We start from the raw sequence: 19,041 nt of genomic DNA, 5'->3' as shown, positions 1-19,041 counted from the left end.
GGGAGCGACGCGACGACATCCACGAAGCCTTCCTCGGCCTCGCGACCTGCCTGATCACCTACCGCCACGTCCGACGCCTTTGTTAGGACCTCTAAACGACGGCTCCTACCGTGACCCGGCCGCCGCCCGCGTGAAGTTCGCAGAGGTGGCGGAGTCCTGGCTGGCAGCGCAGCTTCATCTCAAGCGCTCAACCAGGGCTCGCTATCGCGGTGTTCTCGACGTCCACGTGATCCCCAAGTGGGGCACCACCCCGCTGGACCGCATCCACTTCGAGGACATCGCGGAGTGGCTCGCGGATCTGCTGTCCGGCGAGGCGACCGGCGGCAGGAAGCTCAGCCCCCTGTCGGTCCGCAAGGCGTACGTCGTCCTCAGTCGTGTTCTGGGCTACGCGGTCAAGGCTCGTCGTCTGGCGGTCAACCCCGCCGTCGGCGTGCCCCTGCCGAAGGCGATGCCGGCGGACCACGTGTACCTCGACGACATGCAGGTCGACGCCTTGGCCAACGCGTCAGGCGCCTACCGGGTGTTCATCTTGCTGCTGGCCTATACCGGCCTGCGCTGGGGCGAGGCGTCCGCGCTGAAGGTGGGGCGCGTCGACCTGGACGCCTGCCGGGCCCATATCGTCGAGGCGTACGCCGAGGACAACGGCAAGCTCTACCTCGACACCCCCAAGAACCACGAGCGTCGGACCGTACCGATCCCGCGCTTCCTGGCAGAGGAGTTGAAGCCCCACACCCAGAGGCGGGGAGACGAGGAGTTGCTCTTCACCGCGCCTCAAGGTGGCCCCCTGCGAGCGCGCAACTTCCGGCAGCGGTTCTTCGCCCCGGCGGTAGTGAAGGCCGGGCTGGGGCACCTCAAGGTCACCCCGCACAAGCTGCGTCACACAGCGGCCTCGCTCGCCATTGCCAGTGGCGCGGACGTCAACGTCGTACAGACGATGCTGGGCCACAAGTCCGCGACGCTGACCCTGGACACGTACGGGCACCTCTTCCCGGACCGCCTGGACGAGGTCTCGGAGAAGATGCACAAGCGCCGTGCCAAGCAGCTCGCCAAGGCGAAGGCCAGGCTTGAGAAAGCGGACCGGAAGGCCCGCGAGGCTGCCGAGGCGGTGGCTTCCCTGGAGGAAGACGCCGTGTGATGTGTGCCTGATCCGTGCCGGGGAGCCGTAACCGAAGGGGCCGCCCCACCGCGCCGGGGCGGTGGGGCGGCCCCTTGTGTTTCCTTCGGATCAGGTCAGCCGCGGTCGGCGACTTTCCTCCCGGGCCCGGTCGATCGCAGCAGCGGCCGCATCCCCGGCCAGTTGCTCGATCTCCTCGGGCACCTCCCGCTCGTCGAGGACGAAGAGCCTTCCACCGACGAGGTGCGTGGTCGTCTTCCAGCCGAGACGCCGTCCCGCCTCCCTGGCGGCATACCGGACGTCCTTGAGCTCGCCCATCTCCGCGAGGTCGTTTGTGCCGAGGAGCAGCTGCCCGTAATAGCCCTCGTACTCCGGCTTCAGAGCGCTCTGCATCAGCGACTCAAGCCGCTCGACCAGCTTCTCGTACCGGCGTCGGGCCAACTCGTCGTTTGCGGGCATCTCGCACAGCTCCCCACGCTCTGCCCGCAGCCGCCATGTGTGCCATATGTGTGCTGCAAGCGCAGGAGCCCTCCCGTCCGCTGGACGGAAGGGCTCCTGACCTGGTGTTTTGCTGTGCCCCCGGCAGGATTCGAACCTGCGACACCCGCTTTAGGAGAGCGGTGCTCTATCCCCTGAGCTACGAAGGCGGGGATCTGTCGGGAAGTGTGATTCCCGGCAGGGTGGTGGTGATGTGGTCCGCGAGGACTGCGTCACCGCGGACAGTGTAGCGGGTGGCCTGGTGGGGGCAGGTGGCTTGCGGGTGGTCGGGTGTCTGGGCTGGTCAGGTGGGGCGGCGGGCTCGGCCTGGTCTGTGGTTGGGCTCCGGGGGCAGGGCTCGGTTGCGCGGGAACGTGGTGGGGTGGCCAGGGCGGTGTTCATGCGTCGGGGTGACGCGGTGTCGCCAGTCGTACCCGTCGCCGTAGAAGGTGCCACGGAACATCATTGCGCCCGCCCGCACCCGCTTCGGGACGAACTCGCCCTCGTCCTGACCCGGCGCGCGGTAACGCAAGAACCCCATCCCGTAGTTCACGGGATGGGGTTCAGTCGAGCGCCGGGCAGGCCTTGCACCTGCACCTCCCCGCAGGAAGCGGGGCGTCTTTCCTTGGACCACCGACGCATCACCAGGTTCCGGGAGTTCCCGTGACCTCGTGATCATGAGTCTATGTCATACCGGCGGATGATCCAACTCGCGTGCCACCCAAGCGACATCGGCGATCTCCAGCGCCGCCGTCCCCTCCGTGTAGAGCATGAACGGCACGTCCACATGGCCCAGGTCCATACCGGCCGCCGCCAGGTCGGTGAGGGGGACCGACACCTGCGTCCATTCCCGCTCCGTCGCCTCGCGCAGCCTCGGTGCCAGGTCCACGCCGGGCTGGGCGGGGTAGTCGTCGTGGCAGGCCAGGAGCAAAGGGGCTGAGGGTTGCTCCAACACGCGGGCGAGGAAGCTTACTTGGGCCTCGGCGGCCAGGTGGCCGCGGAGGTCCGCCGGGGTGCCGGTGGGCGACTCCGCGTAGAAGAAGGCCGGGTACCCCTTGAAGCGCAGGCGCAGCCCGGTGCCGCCGCCGGGGGCGGGTACGGGGTCGGAGTCCAGGATGAGCAGCCGCGTCGGGGCGGTCAGCGGGATGTCCTCCCGGGACCAGGTGTTGTGACCGCCGAGCCGCAGCCGGTACGGGGTGCCCTGCGCGTCCAGGACACGGAGGGGGTCGGTCGCCGGGGGCGGGGGTGGGGTCGCGCGGGGCTCGTCGAGCGGCAGGGGGTCCGTCGGCGGGGCCGGGTCGTGTACGGACAGGCCGTGGCCGACCGGGAAGAGCGGGGTCCGGCGGCCCTCGGGCACGGTCTCCTCGGCGGGCACCCGGTAGCCGGGCAGATGAGGCGGGATCCGGTTGACGGCGGCGGAGTCGCGGGTCCGCGGCCAGGAGGACGGCAGACGGCCCTGGAAGTCGTACGCGGGCGTGCCGTCCGGCCCGGCGAACAGCACGTCGGTGATGCCCTCGGCGTACGGTCCGGGCAGCCAGGCGACGACGAACGCCCGGGAGAGGTTGATCTCCTCCGTGCTGTACAGCGGGCGGCCGGTGAGGAAGACGGAGACGGTGGGCAGTCGGGCCGCGTCCAGGCGGCGCAGCACCTCGAGGTCGCGGGCGTACGAGAGCTTCAGGTCGGCGTAGCCGAGGGAGCGCCAGGGCTTGAGGGTGCCCCGCATCTCCGCGTAGGAGTCCTCGCCGAGGGCGACGAGGGCCACGTCGAAGTCGGCGGGGTCGGCGTGCTCCAGCGCCGGATCGACCGTGCAGCGCCCGGCACCGACCACGGAGCGGACCGCGTCCGCCAGCGTGCTGCCGTCCGGCAGATCGGCGCGGTCCACGTCGTCGCCCTGCCAGGTCAGGGTCCAACCGCCGCACTGCTTGCTCAGATCGTCGGCGGCGCTGCCGGTGACCAGCACTCGGGCCGTACGGGACAGCGGCAGCAGGCCGGGGGTGTTCTTGAGCAGCACCAGCGACGTACGGGCGGCCTCGCGCGAGAGCGCCCGGTGCTCGGCGCACCCCACCACCCGCGCCCCGGCGCGGGCGAGCGCACGGTCCCGCGGACGGGGCCGCTCCCACAGCCCGGCGCGCATCTTCACCCGCAGCACGCGCGAGACCGCGTCGTCGACACGGCTCATCGGGATGACTCCGTCGCGTACGTACGCCACCGTCGTGCGGTACGCGCTCTGCCAGGCCTCGCGGCCCGCGATCATCAGCACGTCCAGGCCCGCGTTGATCGCGTAACCGGCGTCCCCGGCGGAGCAGCCCGCGACCTCCGCGTGCGCGTCCCAGTCGCTGATGACGACGCCGTCGAAGCCGAGGGCGTCCTTGAGCACGTCGGTCAGCAGATAGCGGCTGCCGTGCACCTTGTCGTTGTACGGCTCGGCGCGCCCGGGGGTGTGGTCGTAGTTGGCGGGGTTCGCCCAACTGCTGAAGGAGACCATCACGCTCTGCGCGCCCGCCTCGATACCGGCCAGGAAGCCCTGGGCGTGGATGTCCCTGAGCACATCCTCCGAGCAGCGGGCCGTGCCCCGGTCGCCGCCGTTCTCTGTGCCGCCGTCGGCGATCCAGTGCTTGAGCGTGGCCAGTACATGTCCGCCCGCGCGCAGTGCGGTGGCGTCGCCCTGGAGGCCCTCGACCATGGCCCGCCCGTAGGCGTGCACCAGCGTCGGGTCCTCGCCGTAGCCCTCGTAGTAGCGGCCCCAGCGGCGGTCGCGCGGGGTGGTGACCGTGGGGGCGAAGATCCAGTCCATGCCGGTCGCGGCGACCTCGCGGCTGGTGGCCGCGCCGATGCGGCGCACCAGGTCGGGGTCCCCGGCCGCGCCGAGGCCGATGTTGTGCGGGAAGACGGTGGCGCCGTGGACGTTGTTGTGCCCGTGCACCGCGTCGGTGGCCCACATGAACGGGATCCGGAAGGGCCGCCCCCGCCAGCACTCCTCCGCCGCCGCCCAGAAGCGGTCCACGGTGTCCACCCAGTCCCGTACGCTCGCATGGCGCTTGCCGCCGGGCCAGATACCGGCGCCGTTGAGCGCGGAGCCGATGCGGTAGTCGCGTACGTCGTCGGGGGTCAGCTCGGCCAGCTCGGGCTGGATCATCTGGCCGACCTTCTCCTCCAGCGTCAACTGCCCGAGGATCTCCGCCACTTGGCGCTCCAGCTCGGCGTCGCGGGGGATCGCCGAGGCGAGCCGGGGCCACCGGGTCAGCGGGCGCAGCGCCGGGAGCCCGGTGGCCCCGGGCCCCTCGCCGCCGTCCGTCGAGGACGGCACGGTCGTGGTCACTTCGTCACTCCCCTTCCTGAGGGTCCGCGGTGCCGGGTCCGCCGACCGGCCCGGTGGTCCAGAACTCCTCCGTCCGCGCGGCGAACACCCGCTCCTGGAACGGCAGTGGGACGACCGGCCGGGTCTGGCCCGGGGCGTAAGCTCGACCTGGGTGCGGTGCTCGCGGAACGCGGCGTGCTTGCGCGACCGGTACGCGTCGATGTCGACGGACACGAGCCGCTCGGTCTCCGCGCCCGGACGGGTCGCCGGGTCGCGGTTGACGAAGCCGAACTCCTCCTCGGTGCGCTCGTCCCACACCACGTACCGGTAGACGGTCGGCGCGAGGCCGAGTTCGGCCAGGCAGGACACCACGGTCTCGCCGGTCAGCCGGTGGTCGGCGTTGAGTTCCCGTACCTCGTGGGGGATGTACACCTGGGCGACCGTCCGGTGCTCGCGCAGCACGGACAGGACGTCCTCGCGGAACGGGCCGAGGTGGTCGGCGAGTTGAGTGTCGGGGTAGTCCAGGAACCGTGCCGCCTCCTTGTCGAGGCCCAGCGCCACGGCCGCCGAGCGCGCCTCCTCGCGGCGGATCAGGCGCAGTTCGGCGGGTGCCGGGTCGGTGTGGATGCCCAGCACCGCCGAGTGGGACATCGCGCCGTCGGTGGCGAACACCACCTCCACCCGGGCGCCCTCGGCCACGAGCCGGGCGACGGTGCCGCCGCAGGCGATCACCTCGTCGTCGGGGTGCGGCGAGAAGACCAGCACCCGGGGTGGTTCGCGCCGCGCCTCGCGGTCCTTCCAGTTCCACATGCCGAGCAGCGGTGGGGTCATGACCGCACACCCCCCTGTGCCTCGGCGTCTCTGTCGTCGATGGGCCGGGTCACGGTGCCGAACCGATCGGTGACCTCGCCGTCGGCCAGCCCCCGGGAGCGCAGGATGTCCTCGATCTCGTGGAAGTGGTGGTCCGGCACCAGACGGGCGACCGGGGTGTCGTACTTCTCCGCGAAGTAGCGGTAGTTGGCCGCGGCCGAGCGCATGTTGTCCTCGTAGCTCTTCGGATGCGGGACGTGGATCGCGGCCGCGTCGCGGCGCAGTACGAAGCGGGCGCCCGCCTCGCGCAGCCGGTAGCCGAGGTCGACGTCCTCCGCTCCCCAGGAGCGGTACGCCTCGTCGAACCCGCCGGTCTCGCGCAGCAGTTCGGTGGACGCCGACGCGTTGCAGGTCCACCACATCAGCCAGGGCGCCGTCAGGGCGTCGAGGTCCTCGCCGTAGCGCGCGTAGTAGTCCTCGCGGATGTCCGGCCAGCGCTGCCCCGTGCTGAACTCGGCGAAGGAGGCGTCCGGGTCGGCGAAGTCGAGGGACTTGGTGATCTCGTCGCCGTCCTCGTTGCCCTCGTTGAAACAGAGCACGTACCCGATGACCGCCGCGGGCGTGGACGTCTGCCGGTGTGCGGCCAGGTGCGCGGCGAGCGCGCCGGACCGCAGGATCACGCCGGAGTCCACGAACACGCAGACCCTGGAACGGGCGTAGGCGATACCGGCGTTGCGGGCCTTCGCGACGCGGTACCCCTCGTCCTCCTGGAAGAGGTGGCGGATGTCGAGCCGGTCGCGGTACTCGGCGACGAGCTGTGCGGTGTCGTCGGTGGAACCGTCGTCCGAGACGATCACTTCGAAGCTGTCATGGGCGGCGAGCCGCTGGCGGCACAGCGAGTCCAGGGTGTGCCGCAGCAGGGCTGACCGGTTGTAGGTGGGTACGACGACGGTGCAGGCCGGCGGAATGGTCACACGGTGCTCCCTTCGGGAGGTTCGGTCCGGGCGGTGAGATCGGCGGGGCGGTGCACGGGGAGGGCGCGCAGGAACAGCGAGAGCAGCCCGGCCAGCGCGGTCAGCCCGGCGCACACCCAGAAGACCTGGGTGTAGCCGGTCCAGGTGGCCACCGTGCCGACGGCCAGGCCGCCCAGGAACATGCCGGCCTTGAAGGCGCTGGAGTACAGGGCCGAGGCGGTGCCGAAGCGGCCGGGCAGGCTGTCCTGAAGCATGACGACGGGGATGTTCATGGCCACCGCGGCCCAGGCGGCGTTGAGGAGTTGGAGGGCGAGCAGCGCCGACCGGCTGTGGGTGAGGGGGAGGAGGGCGAAGAACAGGGTGGCGCAGACCGTGGCCGCGCACATCAGCCGCTGCTTGCCGAGCCGGTCCGCCCAGACCCCGACCAGCACCATCAGCGGGATCTCCAGCGCGGCGCTCACCCCGAGCAGCAGACCGGCGAACTTCGCGCTCATCCCCAGCTCTTGGGTGACGTGGAGGGGAAGGCTGATCTGGTACATCATGTTGGCGCCGAGCAGCAGGACGACGGCTCCGAGCAGCAGCGCGGTGCGCCGTCCGACGCCCGCGAACATGTTCAGCAGCCCGGGAGACGGCTCATCGTCCGGTCCCTCGACCGGCGTCCCGTCCGGTTCGGTCGTCCTCGGGCCGCCGGGGTCGGGCAGCCCCCACCGGCACAGCGCCGCCGCCAGCAGGGACAGCGCGGCCGTCGCCGCGTACAGCGCGGTGAACGACCAGCGGGCGATCGTCCAGAAGGCGAGCGGTGGGCCCACCACCCAGGCCAGCGAGGTGACCGAGCGCAGGAAGCCGTTGAAGAACGGGGCGTCCACGCCGCGCGCGTCGGCCAACTCACGGGTGTACGCGAAGAGTTGGCCGAAGCACGCGCCGCCGAGACCGAAGCAGACCATGCCCGACAGCAGCAGCAGGTAGTAGTCGCGCAGGAACGTGTAGCACAGGGCCCCGGTCGCGTTGAGCAGCGCGGTGAGCACCAGGACGGTGCGGCGGTTGGCCAGCCGGTCGGACACCGCGCCCACCACCACGTCCGTACCGATCTCCGCGATCGACCGGGCGGCGAAGAACAGGCCGACCATCAACGGGGTGGCGGCGACGGCCTCGTTCAGGAAGATGCTGGTGGTGGGCACCACGAACGCACCGGCCACCCCGACCGCCGCGGTGGCGGCGATCAGGTTGCGCACCGCGGAGTCGCCGAGCAGGAGCCACCGTCGACCGGCCTTCCTCCCCGTCACGGCCGGGTCGTTCACATGGCCCTTCACCGCGCCGGGCCGACGGGTTCGGTGGCGCGCTGCCGGTACGGCAGCCAGGGCTCCAGCACGCGGTCGGCGGGGACGCGCGCGGCTGCCGCCAGGTCGGCCGCGTCGATCTCGCTTCGGGCGAGCAGCCGCTCCCGGGCGGGCAGCGGCAGCGCGGCCAGGACGCGGTGCCGCACGCCCGCCAGGTCCAGCCGCCCGTCGTGCACGGCGGGCAGCGGACGGGCCTGTCCGGGGCGCAGCCCCGCGGGGTCGACCTGGCCGGCCACGAGGGTCCAGTAGGCCCGGAAGTGCACGGCCGGGTCGGGCAGGGTGCCGCTGAGCAGCCCGAGGCGGACGGTCTCCAGCCAGCAGTCGAGATAGCGCCGGTCGTGGAGCGCGGACATATGGCGGGCGCACCACGCGGCGCGCTCGTCGGGGCCGGGCAGCGCCGACTTGCCGCCGAGCACGCTCAGCACCCATCCGGCGATCGCCTCGAAGTACGGGCAGGCGGTGCCGAACGCCTCGGTGTCCACCGGGGTGTTGACCACGGCCAGGGTCGGATCGTGCCGCCAGAAGTGGTGTTCGTACAGGTCCTCGCGGCGCAGGCCGTCGATGAACCCGTAGTCGGGCGGCTCGTAGCCGAGGCACAGCACCACGGCGTCGTACCGGTCGTGCGTACCGTCCGCGAGGAGCACCCGCCCGTCCGGGGCGAACCGGGTGAAGGCCGCCACGGGGTGCACCCCGCCGCTGTGCACCGCGGGCACGATCACGTCGTTGACGTGCACGGCCCCGTGGAATCCCCGGTCCGGCAGCAGTCCGGTGGCGCGGTACATGCGCATGTACTCCGGCAGCCACTCGGTCAGCCAGCCCAGGTACTCGGCGTACGGCACGTCCTCGACGGCGACCCGGCCCGCGTACGAGAACAGGGCGTCGTTGTACGCGCCGCCGATGCTGCGCGGCAGGAACAGCACCTTGCGGCGCACGGACCAGTCCACCCGGTCGGCGTACGGCGCGAGGTCGGCGGCGATGTCGGCGCCGCTCACCCCGCCGCCGACGACCAGCACCCGCTTCCCGGCGAACTCGGCCGGTCCGCGGTACTCGGGGGAGGTGAGCACCCGGACCCCGGTGCCGGACGGCGGGAGACCGCCGTCCGGGAGCCTGGGCCGCCACAGTTCGCCGTTGGCGACCAGGACGGCGTCGGCGCGCTCGGTGATCTCGGTGCCGCGGGCGCGGACCGTCACCCGCCACCGCGCGCCGTCCTTCACGACGCCGACCACCTCGTGGCCGAATCGCACTGATTGGAGCAGGCCGAAAGTATCGGCGTACGACCGCAGGTACCGCTGGACCTCGGTCCGGGTGGGGAAGTCGGTGGTGAAGTCGGGCGGATGATCGGAGAACGGCATGCTCATGCGCGAGCTCTGCATCCGGACCCCGGCGTACGCGCCGCCGGACGCGGGGTTCCAGATGCCGCCGAGATCCTGGTGCTTCTCGTAGCAGACCACGTCGTGGCCGTCGGCGAGGGCCTGCTTGACGCAGGTGAGCCCCGCGGGGCCGGCTCCGATCACGATCAGACGCATGGGGGCTCCTGGCCTTGGTGAGGGGAATCAGGGGTACGGGGAGCGCCGGGCGAGCGGCTCGCGTCAGATGAACGGGTCGAAGTCCTCGACCAGACCCCCGACTTCGGGATGGTCCGCGAGGCGGGAGATCTCCTGATTGGTGCCATGCCGGGCGCAGACGAAGCGGCAGTCCTCGCTGGGGTCGATCACCGTGGTGTCGGCCGCCGACCACATCTCGGCGAAGCTCGTCCGCTGGATGTCACCGATGCGTCCCTTGGGGTTGCCCCGGTGGTACGGGCAGACGAAGACCCCGGTGGGGGTGACGGTGGTCCGCAGCTCGGCGACCGCGCAGGTGTGGTACTCCTTGGGCTGCTCGGGGGAGGCGCTGTGGCGTACGGCCTGCCAGTTGGAGGAGTGCAGGACGCGGAAGGTGTCGCCCTCCGATTCCCGTAGCCGGGCGATCTGTTCCTCGACCGTCTCGATGTCCTCCAGGCGCTGGTTGACCGTGTAGTGGTCCTCGTCCAGCATCGCCTTGACCTCGAAGTAGTCGCAGCCGATCTCCCGGGCCAGCATCCCGGCCCGGTACACCTCGTCGTAGTTGGACTCGGCCACCTTCCCCGCGCTGTCGAAGCGCTGCATCAGCAGGAACGAGTAGCCGAGCCGGCCCTGCTTGCGCGCCGCCAACAGCCGCATGTTCTCGATGACTTGAGGGAAGGCGCTGTGCTTGCCGCGGCTGGGGCGGAAGGCCTGGTAGGTGTCCGCGCTCCCGGCGTCCACCGAGACCCGTACCCAGGACATCATCCCGGCGAGCCGGTCGATGTGGCGGTGGATCTGGGTGCCGTTGGTGACCAGGCCCACCTGGATCCCGGCCTCGTGGAGCACCTCGATGATCCGCCCGACGGAACGGTGGAGCAACGGCTCTCCACCGCCGATCAGGATCACTGCGCGGACGGCGGACTCGGCGAGTTCATGGGCCAGGCGGACGATCCGGTCCTGGCCTATCTGGCCGTGGTGCAGCACCTGGGAGCTGATGCACTCCGGGCAGGCGAGGTCGCACACGGTCGTGGGGTCCAGGTCCACGACGAGCGGCGCGGGGAGGCGCTTGCCATGGGCGACATCGAGGACGGCGGGATGAAGGGAACGCTGGTAGAGCTTGCCCACCAGGTCGAGATTGCGCTCCACGAACTGCGTACCGAGTGTCGGGCCGGGCTGAACGGGGCTGCTGTCAGGCATACGTACGGTCACTTTCCGGTTCGGCGGACGAGCGAGGGACGTACAGCGCACAGAGAGCGGGGGCGGCAGGGACAGAGATGGAGAGGGCGGGAGAGAGGCGTGGGAGCGCTCCCGTGACGGTGCCCGAGCCGATCGAAGGATGTCAACCAGCCATCGGGAACCGGTCGTGTGGATATGCCGAATGGCCGGATTTGAGAGGCAGTTGGGGGCTGTCCGGCGGTGCTGGACGGTGGAGGATCGGCTTCGGGTGCCGGTGCCCGGTCGTGGGTTCGGTGGTCCGCCGTCACGGCCGATCGGTGAGCAGGAACTCCATCCACTCGACGCCCGCGACGGTGAAGCGGGCGCCGGTGTCGGCGGACGCGATCCCCGTGAACTCATGGCGTGTGCCGCCGTCCGGGTTCGCGAGGCTCCACGGCGTGGCGAACGCCCACGCGCACTCGAGGGTGGTCAGCAGCGCCTGGTCAGGGGCGGCGCCGCGCAGCGGGGAGACCAGCCGCAGATCGGCGAGTTCGGGAGACTTCCAGTACCGCTCGTAGCTCTCGATCTCGACCGGGAGAGGCGCCCGCGCCGCGAGGCGGGCGACCAGTCTCTCCGCCGTGCGGCGGTCGGCGGCGTGGGCGAAGCAGTGCCACTGGATCGTCTCGAACATGCGGGAGAACCTACGGCAACGCGAGAACCCCGTCCCGTGGATCACGGGACGGGGTTCCATCGGAGCGCCGGGCAGGCCTTGCACCTGCATCTCCCCGCAGGAAGCGGGGCGTCTTTCCTTGGACCACCAACGCATTACCAGGGGCCGGGAGTTCGTTCCGGCGACCTCGTGATCATGAGTCTACGTCATACCGACGGATGATCCAACTCGCGTGTCACACGCACCCGGTAGCCACCGGAGGCGTTCGTTCCCTCGACGGTGACGGCGATGCCCGCCTTCGGGTCCCGGAAGGTCTGCCCGGGGGTGTACGGCGCGTCGGAGAGTTCGGCCTGGACGTTGGGGCTGCGGGTGCAACCGCCGCTGTCGGGGCGGGAGTCGTGGACCGTGATGGGCCCGTTGCCGGTGTCGACGTCCGCGTCCACCCGGTAGACGAGGACCCCGGGTCGGCACACCACGGTGTCGTTGCCCTCGGGGGTGCGCAGCTCAAGGGCGTACCCCGCCTGGGAGTTGATCGGCACGAAGACCAGCTTGCGGCCCCCGGCGCGGCCCAGCGGTGTCAGCGTGTACTCGGTGGTGCCGCGTCTGTTCGCGCAGCTCACCTGGGAGTCGTCGAGCCAGCCGAGCTTCCACTTGTGCCAGGCGAGCAGGTCGTTGTCGGCACCCCAGTCCTCGCTCATGATGTCCCAGTGCCCGGCCGCGGCCCCGCCCTCCTGGGTATAGAGGTCCGGCAGGCCGAAGATATGGCTGTTCTCGTGCGGCAGGACCCGGTAGCCGGTCAGCGCGTAGGAGCCGGAACCGTCGTCCTGGCGGCCGTAGATGAAGGACGCGTTCGCGATCGGCACACCGTCGGCGTCCGGGGCCTCGGCGTTGGCCGCGAAGGTCACCGACAGGACCGTGTCCAGGGCGGAGGGGCCCGCGTTCGGGGTGGCCAGGACGTTCAGCAGGTCGTAGCGGCGGAAGTCCACCTGGGGGCCGGCGACGGTCACGATGTCCCGGATCAGCGCGCGGTAGCCGGGGTCGAAGGGGGCGCCGCGTTCGATCCCGTAGGCCTTGAACGGCTTGGGCATCCGCAGCCAGTGACGTATCGGGGCCTGGGGGCGGTAGTCGAGGCGGCCGTACGAACTGGTGCTGAACCACTTCCGGGTCTGCGGGAAGAACTCGGCGTACCGGTCGAGTGCGCTGCCCTGGCCGGGCGCGTCGGAGAAGTCGATCATGAGGATCAGGGCCCGGACGGTGCCGGTGGAGCGGGCGTAGCCGGGGGTGGTCGGGATGCCTTCCGACATCTGGACGCCTATGCGGCCGTGGATCATGCAGGGGCGAAGGGCCGAGGAGCGGCCCGGGGCTATCGCGCCCGCCGTCGTGGGGTCGTCCGCGCGCAGGGGCCCGTTGGTGGCGGAGGTGCTGACCGCCAGCGTCAGCAGGGTGACCGAGGCGAGTGCGGCGGCACGGCGCGGGCGTATCCGGCGGCTGGACGGCTGCATGCAGTGCCCTTCGCTCCACGGCAGCCACCGGCGTCCGGCTGCACCCTTGCGATCACCCTCTGGCGGGGGGCGCGGGGGCGCTCGTTGGAGCGGCCCGAACGAGGGGTTGTCGGGCGCGGAAGGGGTGAAGAGCGGGGGAGCCGGGGCGTTCTGGCCGGGGCGTCGTAGCCGGGGGGATCCCGCCGGGGGGCGGGCGGTGCGGCCAAGGCGGATCCCGCCCGAGGTTGGCGCGGCCGAGGTGGAGCCGCGCGGGCTTGGCGTGTGGTTCCGGTCGGGCTCAGCGCAGCCAGGGCAGGTCCGCCCCCGACTCCTTCGGTTGCAGGCCCTCCGCGACGATCGTCATGATCTCGCCGAGGCTCGTCCGCTGCTCGGGGGTGAGCCGGTCGAACAGCGCCTGGCGCACCGCCGTCACATGGCCGGGCGCGGTGCGCGTCAGCGCCTCGTACCCCTCGTCCGTGAGGATCGCGAGCTGCCCGCGCTTGTCGGAGGGACAGCTCTCGCGCCGTACCCAGCCGTTCTTCGCCAGGCTGGCGACGGCGTGGGAGAGCCGCGAGCGCGTGATCTTCGCGCGCATGGCCAACTCGGTCATCCGCAGTCGACGGTCCGGGGCCTCGGCGAGCTGGACGAGCAGCCCGTAGTACACGTGCGGCATCCCCGCGTCCCGCTGCAACTGCCGGTCGAGATGGTCCTCGAGAAGGGTCACGGCGTGCATGTACGCACGCCAGGTGCGCTGCTCCTCGTCGGTGAGCCAGTGGGTGCCCGCGGCGGATGCCCTCTCCATGCCCCCACTCTACGAGAACCCTTCTTGAAGATTGAACGAGTGCGGCGTTACGCTGCTGGGGAGAGAGCTTGAGACTTCAAGCAATGCGTGAGCAACCGATCAACTGGAAGGGAGTCGCCGTGCGTATGCCCGCGCTCTATCTGAGTCATGGCGCGCCCCCGCTGGCCGACGACCCGGTCTGGCCCGGTCAGCTCGCCGCCTGGGCCGCCGATCTGCCGCGGCCCAAGGCGGTCCTCATGGTCTCCGCCCACTGGGAGGAGGCCCCGCTGGCCCTCGGCGCGGTGCGCACCGTCCCCCTCGTGTACGACTTCTGGGGCTTCCCCGAGCACTACTACCGGGTGACCTACGCGGCTCCCGGCGCCCCGGAACTCGCCGACAGCGTACGGAAGTTGCTGCGCGCCCCCGGAGTCCCCGTGCAGGACGTCCCGGACCGCGGCCTCGACCACGGCGCCTATGTCCCGCTGGTCGAGATGTTCCCCGAGGCCGACATCCCCGTTCTCCAGGTCTCCCTGCCGACCCTCGATCCGGTGAAGCTGATGGAGACCGGCCGCAAGCTGGCGCCGCTGCGTGACCAGGGCGTCCTGATCGTCGGGTCGGGGTTCTTCACGCACAATCTCGCCGCCCTGCGCCACCGGGGCGGGGGAGCGCCGGGCTGGTCGGTGGAGTTCGACGAGTGGGGGCGGCGCGCCCTGGACGACGGCGATGCCGACGCCCTCCTCGACTTCGCCCACGCGTCCCCGGCGGGCTCCCTCGCCCACCCCCGCACGGAGCACTTCGCCCCGCTCTTCGTGACGATGGGCGCGGCGGACGCGACGGGCGAACTGCGTGCGCAGCGGTCGGTGATCGACGGGTTCTGGATGGGGCTGGCGAAGCGGTCGGTGCAGTTCGGTTAGCGGCTCGGGGGCGCGGCGCTCCGGGGCGGCCGGGGCGCGCGTCAGGCCGCGCGCACCCATGCGTTCACCGCTGTGGCAACCATCGGCGGGTGGGGGTCGTCTTCAGGGTGGGAGAGCGGACGGGGAGCATTGCTCTTCCGGTGTGAAGACCTTGGTGTCGGACGTGACGGGCGTCTCATCCACGACGGGGTGGGGGACGTGCGTGAGGGCGGTGAGGTCACCGTCGACTCCCGGTCTGACCTGCACCTCACTACGGATCGTCAGCATCCCGTACCGCCGTGTGGCGGCGCAGGATACTGCATGATCACGAAACTTGAGGGACGGGTTGGGAATTCTGTCCGGATTCCAGTCGTTGTTTCCATCAGATGCCGGGCACCCGAAAGGGTGGCTGAAGCGTCGCAGGACCATCGCCAGCCCTCCCCTGCTCTCGGGCTTGCTCGAGCGGGGGACCCCAACCGCAAGGGAGCACGCATGGCAACCCGTGCCGTCGCCCGTCGCAAGGCCGCCGCAGGCGGGACCATCGACGCGGCACACAGTGTTCGCGCCCATGGCGGCGAGATCGCCGATCGCGACCTGGTCGGCATGTACCTGGACGAGATCGCGCGTACGCCGCTGCTCGACGCCGCGAGGGAGGTCGAGCTGTCCCAGATCATCGAGGCCGGTGTGTTCGCGCGACAGATCCTCGACGGCGAGGAGAAGGCCAAGGCCGACGCCACGCGCGAGGAGCTGGAGGCTCTGGTCGCCGAAGGGGAGCGGGCGAAGGACGTCTTCATCCGTTCCAACCTCCGGCTCGTCGTCGCTGTGGCGCGCCGCTACCCGCGCAGCGGTCTTCCGCTGCTCGACCTGATCCAGGAGGGAAACGCAGGCCTGGTGCGCGCGGTCGAGAAGTTCGACTACCGCAAGGGCTTCAAGTTCTCCACCTACGCGACCTGGTGGATCCGTCAGGCCATCACGCGCTCCATCGCCGACCAGTCGCGCACCATCCGGCTGCCCGTCCATCTGGTCGAGGAGCTGGGCCGGATCCGCCGTGTCCAGCGGGAGTTCAACCGCGAGCACGGGCGCGAGCCGGAGCCGGGCGAGATCGCGGCCGAGCTGGGCGCGACCCCGGAGCGGGTCATCGACGTGCTCGACTGGGCCCGTGACCCGGTCTCGCTGAACATGTCGGTGGACGACGAGGGCGAGACGCAGTTCGGCGACCTGCTGGAGGACACCTCGGCGGTGACGCCCGAGCAGTCGGTGCTCACGCTGCTGCGCAGCGAGGAGTTGGACGACCTCATCGGCCGGCTCGACCAGCGCACGGCGTCGATCATCAAGATGCGGTACGGCATCGAGGACGGCCGGGAGCGCACGCTGACGGAGGTCGGCAAGGAGCACGGCCTGACGCGCGAGCGGATCCGCCAGATCGAGAAGCACGCGCTGCTGGAACTGAAGAAGCTGGCCCGGGACACGGGGTTCGACGCGGCGGCGTGACCGCCCGCGCGTCGGATGTGGCGCTGTTACGTCGCTTCAACCTCGCGGACCGGGGCACAAGACCAACGAGCCCCTCGACAACAGGGGCCGGGCCGGTACGGCTCGCGCCCCCGCAGACCGAGTCCCGACGCACTCCCCCCGGCGGCGGGACTCTCCCCGAGCCGGGCTTCGGCGCCGTTCCCCCGGGCGTCGGGGCCCGGCTCCACTCATGCCCCGGGCCGCAGGTCTTTGTACCGGTCACGCCCCGCGCGGGGCGTCCGCGCAGGCTTGACGGGCCGCCCCGGACCTGAACCCCGGGGCGGCCCGGAGCGCCGATTGTGCCACAGTGACGTCACCCGCTGTCCGCGCCCGGTACCTCTCCGTACCTCTCCGCGAGCGGGAACGCCCTTATGCGCCGCGGGAGTTCGCGGCCCGGCTCAACCGTTTCCCCAAGTCCCGTACCGCCGCGACCAGTTCGGACGGCTGGTGCACGGTGAAGTCGCACTCGGCCAGCGCGAGGCGCACCGCGAGCCACTCCACGGAGTCGCTCGCGGCGCCGCGCAGTCGGCAGCTCTCCCCGTCGAGCGGCTCGGGCGTGCCGAACCAGCGGGGCAGCCGCGCGGCGACCAGGTCGGCGGGCGCGGCGAAGGTCACCTCGAACGCGTATGTCTCCTGCCCCCGTTGGACCGACTGCCGCAGATACTCCGCCACGTCCCCCGTCGGCAGCTCCCGCGGTGTGAACCGCGCGCCCGTCGCGAACGGCTCGTCGACTCGGTCGACCCGGAACGTACGCCAGTCGCCGCGATCGAGGTCGTAGGCCACCAGGTACCAGCGGCGCCCGGTCGACACCAGCCGGTGCGGCTCCGTGAGGCGGCGCGACGGGGTGCCGTCCTTGGCGCGGTAGGCGAAGCGCAGCCGCTCCTGGCCCGCGATCGCGGAGGCCATCACGGTGAGGGTCTCGGGCGCGACGCGTGCCCCGTCGCCGAAGGCCACGGCGGTGGTGGCGGCCTGAAGCGTGGCCACGCGGTGGCGCAGCCTGCTCGGCAGCACCTGCTCCAGCTTGGCGAGGGCCCGTACGGAGGCCTCGTCCACGCCCTCCACCGCGTGCCCGGCGCCGGCGCGCAGCCCCACCGCGATCGCCACGGCCTCCTCGTCGTCCAGCACCAGCGGTGGCATGGCCTTCCCGGCGGCCAGCCGGTAGCCGCCGTCGGACCCCTTGGTGGCGTGCACCGGGTAGCCCAGCTCGCGCAGCCGGTCGATGTCCCGGCGGACGGTGCGCCGGGAGACACCGAGCCGCTCGGAGAGTTCCCCGCCGGGCCACTCGCGCGGCGTCTGGAGGAGCGAGAGGAGCTGGAGGAGGCGCGCCGGAGTGTCGGTCGTCATACGTTCCAGGGTGCCGCATCAGTAGGACACGATCTGACCTAATGACCCCATAGCTTCGCGGCATGACCTCACCCGAGAGCACACTCAGTACCGCCGAGGGCGCGGACGACCGGCGTCGCTGGATCGCGCTCGCCATCGTGATGACCGCGGCCTTCATGGACCTGGTCGATGTCACCATCGTCAACATCGCGATCCCGTCGATCCAGCGGGACGCGGGCGCCACGTTCAGCCAGATCCAGTGGATCACCGCGGGGTACGCGCTCGCCTTCGCCGCCGGGCTCATCACCGGAGGCCGCCTCGGCGACATCCACGGCCGCAAGCGCGTCTTCCTGCTCGGCGTGGCCGGGTTCACGCTCGCCTCGGCGCTGTGCGGCTTCGCCGCGAACCCGGAGATGCTCGTCGCCTCGCGGATCCTCCAGGGCGCGATGGCCTCGCTGATGGTGCCGCAGGTGCTCGCGATCGTGCACGCCAGCTTCCCGGCGCACGAGCGGGGCAAGGTCTTCGGGCTCTTCGGCGCGATCGTCGGGCTGGGGGCGGTCTCGGGGCCGCTGCTCGGCGCGCTGCTCACCCAGTGGAACCTGTTCGGCCTGGAATGGCGGCCCATCTTCCTGATCAACCTGCCGGTCGGCGCCGCCGCGTTGGTCCTGGGGCGGCGCTTCATCACGGAGTCGAAGGCCCCGCGGGCGCTGCGTCTCGACCTGCCCGGGGTCGCCCTGGTCACCCTCGGCCTGCTGATGCTGCTCTACCCGCTCACCCGGGGCCGTGAGCTGGGCTGGCCGCTGTGGGGGTATCTGTCGATGGCGGGCGCGCTGGTCGTCTTCGCGGCGCTGGTCGCGTACGAGAAGCGCAAGGCGGCGCGCGACGGCTCCCCGCTGATCGAGCTGTCCCTGTTCCGGGTGAAGAGCTTCGCGGCGGGCATCGCGGTGCAGACGGTGTTCGGGGTCGGCCTCGGCGTCTTCTTCCTGGTCTGGACGCTGTATCTGCAGATCGGGCTGGGCTGGAGCGCGCTGCGGAGCGGGCTGACGGGCGTGCCGTTCTCGATCGCGGTCTCGGCGGCGGCCGGGATGTCCGTGCAGAAGCTGGTCCCGCGCTTCGGCCGCAAGGTGTTGCAGACGGGCGCGCTGGTGATGGCGGCGGGCGTCCTTCTCTATATCGCGGCGGCCGACCGCTACGGACTGGCCATCACCACCTGGCAGATGATGCTGCCGCTGGTGGTCATGGGGGTCGGCATGGGCCTGATCGTGGCCCCGCTGACGGACGCGGTGCTGTCCGAGGTGCCGCGCGAGCACTCCGGTTCGGCGTCGGGTCTGATCAACACGGTGCAGCAGATGGGCAACGCGCTGGGCCTCGGGCTGGTGTCGGTGGTCTTCTTCGGTGAGATCAGCGACCGGCTGCGCCCCGAGCAGGTGGGCCCGGCCTTCGCACACGCCTTCCAGCACGCGCTGGGCTGGGTCGCGGCGGTCCTGGTGACGATCTTCCTGCTGATGTTCGCCCTGCCGAAGCGCCCGGCCCAACACGTCGAGGGCGCGGGGGACACGGCGGCGCCCACCGAGAAGGAGACGACCGAGGACCGGGTACTGGTCTCCTGAACGCCACGGAAGCACCGGGCAGTTGCCACCAGCCGTCCGGCGGGCCGCGCACACGACGCGCCCTGCCG

Annotated in this window: 14 protein-coding genes and 1 tRNA gene; 4 read left to right on the top strand and 11 right to left on the bottom strand. The window is 71.2% G+C overall.

Translation table 11 applies throughout. The features are described 5' to 3' along the window. Nucleotides 1–130 precede the first annotated feature (130 nt). Entirely contained in the window at nucleotides 131–1,135 is a 1,005-nt protein-coding gene (locus ACZ60T_RS30335; protein ID WP_469668808.1) for a tyrosine-type recombinase/integrase, read from the top strand. A 90-nt stretch (nucleotides 1,136–1,225) separates the two neighbouring features. Here ACZ60T_RS30335 and ACZ60T_RS30330 read toward each other — a convergent pair whose 3' ends face one another. The 10 genes from ACZ60T_RS30330 to ACZ60T_RS30285 form a co-directional block, all read right to left on the bottom strand. Next, nucleotides 1,226–1,573, bottom strand: a complete 348-nt coding sequence (locus tag ACZ60T_RS30330; RefSeq protein ID WP_469668807.1) for a hypothetical protein — start codon at nucleotides 1,571–1,573, stop codon at nucleotides 1,226–1,228. A 115-nt stretch (nucleotides 1,574–1,688) separates the two neighbouring features. Beyond that, a tRNA-Arg gene (locus tag ACZ60T_RS30325) sits at nucleotides 1,689–1,761 on the bottom strand. A 518-nt stretch (nucleotides 1,762–2,279) separates the two neighbouring features. Further along, complete coding sequence (locus tag ACZ60T_RS30320; RefSeq protein WP_469668805.1) at nucleotides 2,280–5,720, bottom strand: glycoside hydrolase family 3 N-terminal domain-containing protein; 3,441 nt, start codon at nucleotides 5,718–5,720, stop codon at nucleotides 2,280–2,282. Beyond that, nucleotides 5,717–6,673, bottom strand: coding sequence for a glycosyltransferase (locus tag ACZ60T_RS30315; RefSeq protein ID WP_469668803.1), 957 nt, complete (start codon nucleotides 6,671–6,673; stop codon nucleotides 5,717–5,719). Before ACZ60T_RS30315 ends, ACZ60T_RS30320 begins: the two co-directional genes overlap by 4 nt. Further along, nucleotides 6,670–7,971: a sugar efflux transporter gene (locus tag ACZ60T_RS30310; RefSeq protein WP_469668801.1), complete on the bottom strand. Its 1,302-nt coding sequence runs from the start codon at nucleotides 7,969–7,971 to the stop codon at nucleotides 6,670–6,672. Before ACZ60T_RS30310 ends, ACZ60T_RS30315 begins: the two co-directional genes overlap by 4 nt. Nucleotides 7,972–7,979: 8 nt before the next feature. After that, nucleotides 7,980–9,536 carry a flavin-containing monooxygenase gene (locus ACZ60T_RS30305; RefSeq protein ID WP_469668800.1) on the bottom strand — a complete coding sequence of 519 codons (1,557 nt, stop codon included), beginning with the start codon at nucleotides 9,534–9,536 and terminating at the stop codon, nucleotides 7,980–7,982. A gap of 63 nt (nucleotides 9,537–9,599) precedes the next feature. Next, nucleotides 9,600–10,748 (bottom strand): radical SAM protein, encoded by a 1,149-nt coding sequence (locus ACZ60T_RS30300; protein ID WP_469668798.1) that lies wholly within the window; start codon nucleotides 10,746–10,748, stop codon nucleotides 9,600–9,602. Nucleotides 10,749–11,031: 283 nt separating this feature from the next. Next, nucleotides 11,032–11,397: a hypothetical protein gene (locus ACZ60T_RS30295; protein ID WP_469668796.1), complete on the bottom strand. Its 366-nt coding sequence runs from the start codon at nucleotides 11,395–11,397 to the stop codon at nucleotides 11,032–11,034. A gap of 185 nt (nucleotides 11,398–11,582) precedes the next feature. Beyond that, nucleotides 11,583–12,878 (bottom strand): M6 family metalloprotease domain-containing protein, encoded by a 1,296-nt coding sequence (locus tag ACZ60T_RS30290; RefSeq protein WP_365624390.1) that lies wholly within the window; start codon nucleotides 12,876–12,878, stop codon nucleotides 11,583–11,585. Between the two features lie 277 nt (nucleotides 12,879–13,155). After that, nucleotides 13,156–13,659, bottom strand: a complete 504-nt coding sequence (locus ACZ60T_RS30285) for a MarR family winged helix-turn-helix transcriptional regulator (protein ID WP_469668794.1) — start codon at nucleotides 13,657–13,659, stop codon at nucleotides 13,156–13,158. Nucleotides 13,660–13,784: 125 nt separating this feature from the next. Between ACZ60T_RS30285 and ACZ60T_RS30280 the strand changes: the two genes are divergently transcribed. After that, a complete protein-coding gene (locus ACZ60T_RS30280; protein WP_469668822.1) occupies nucleotides 13,785–14,552 on the top strand; it encodes a dioxygenase family protein in 768 nt (255 codons plus the stop codon). Between the two features lie 471 nt (nucleotides 14,553–15,023). Further along, nucleotides 15,024–16,022 (top strand): sigma-70 family RNA polymerase sigma factor, encoded by a 999-nt coding sequence (locus ACZ60T_RS30275; RefSeq protein ID WP_252425310.1) that lies wholly within the window; start codon nucleotides 15,024–15,026, stop codon nucleotides 16,020–16,022. A gap of 387 nt (nucleotides 16,023–16,409) precedes the next feature. Here the strand turns inward: ACZ60T_RS30275 and ACZ60T_RS30270 are convergent, their stop codons facing one another. Next, complete coding sequence (locus ACZ60T_RS30270) at nucleotides 16,410–17,384, bottom strand: helix-turn-helix transcriptional regulator (protein WP_469668792.1); 975 nt, start codon at nucleotides 17,382–17,384, stop codon at nucleotides 16,410–16,412. Between the two features lie 62 nt (nucleotides 17,385–17,446). On the opposite strand from ACZ60T_RS30270, the gene ACZ60T_RS30265 reads away from it, so the two are divergent. Continuing rightward, nucleotides 17,447–18,973, top strand: a complete 1,527-nt coding sequence (locus tag ACZ60T_RS30265) for an MFS transporter (RefSeq protein ID WP_365624381.1) — start codon at nucleotides 17,447–17,449, stop codon at nucleotides 18,971–18,973. The last annotated feature ends 68 nt before the right edge of the window (nucleotides 18,974–19,041 follow it).

Source organism: Streptomyces sp. NPDC104371, assembly GCF_055583785.1.
The sequence above is the reverse complement of the archived record's forward strand: the minus strand, read 5'-3'. Positions and strand labels throughout refer to the sequence as shown.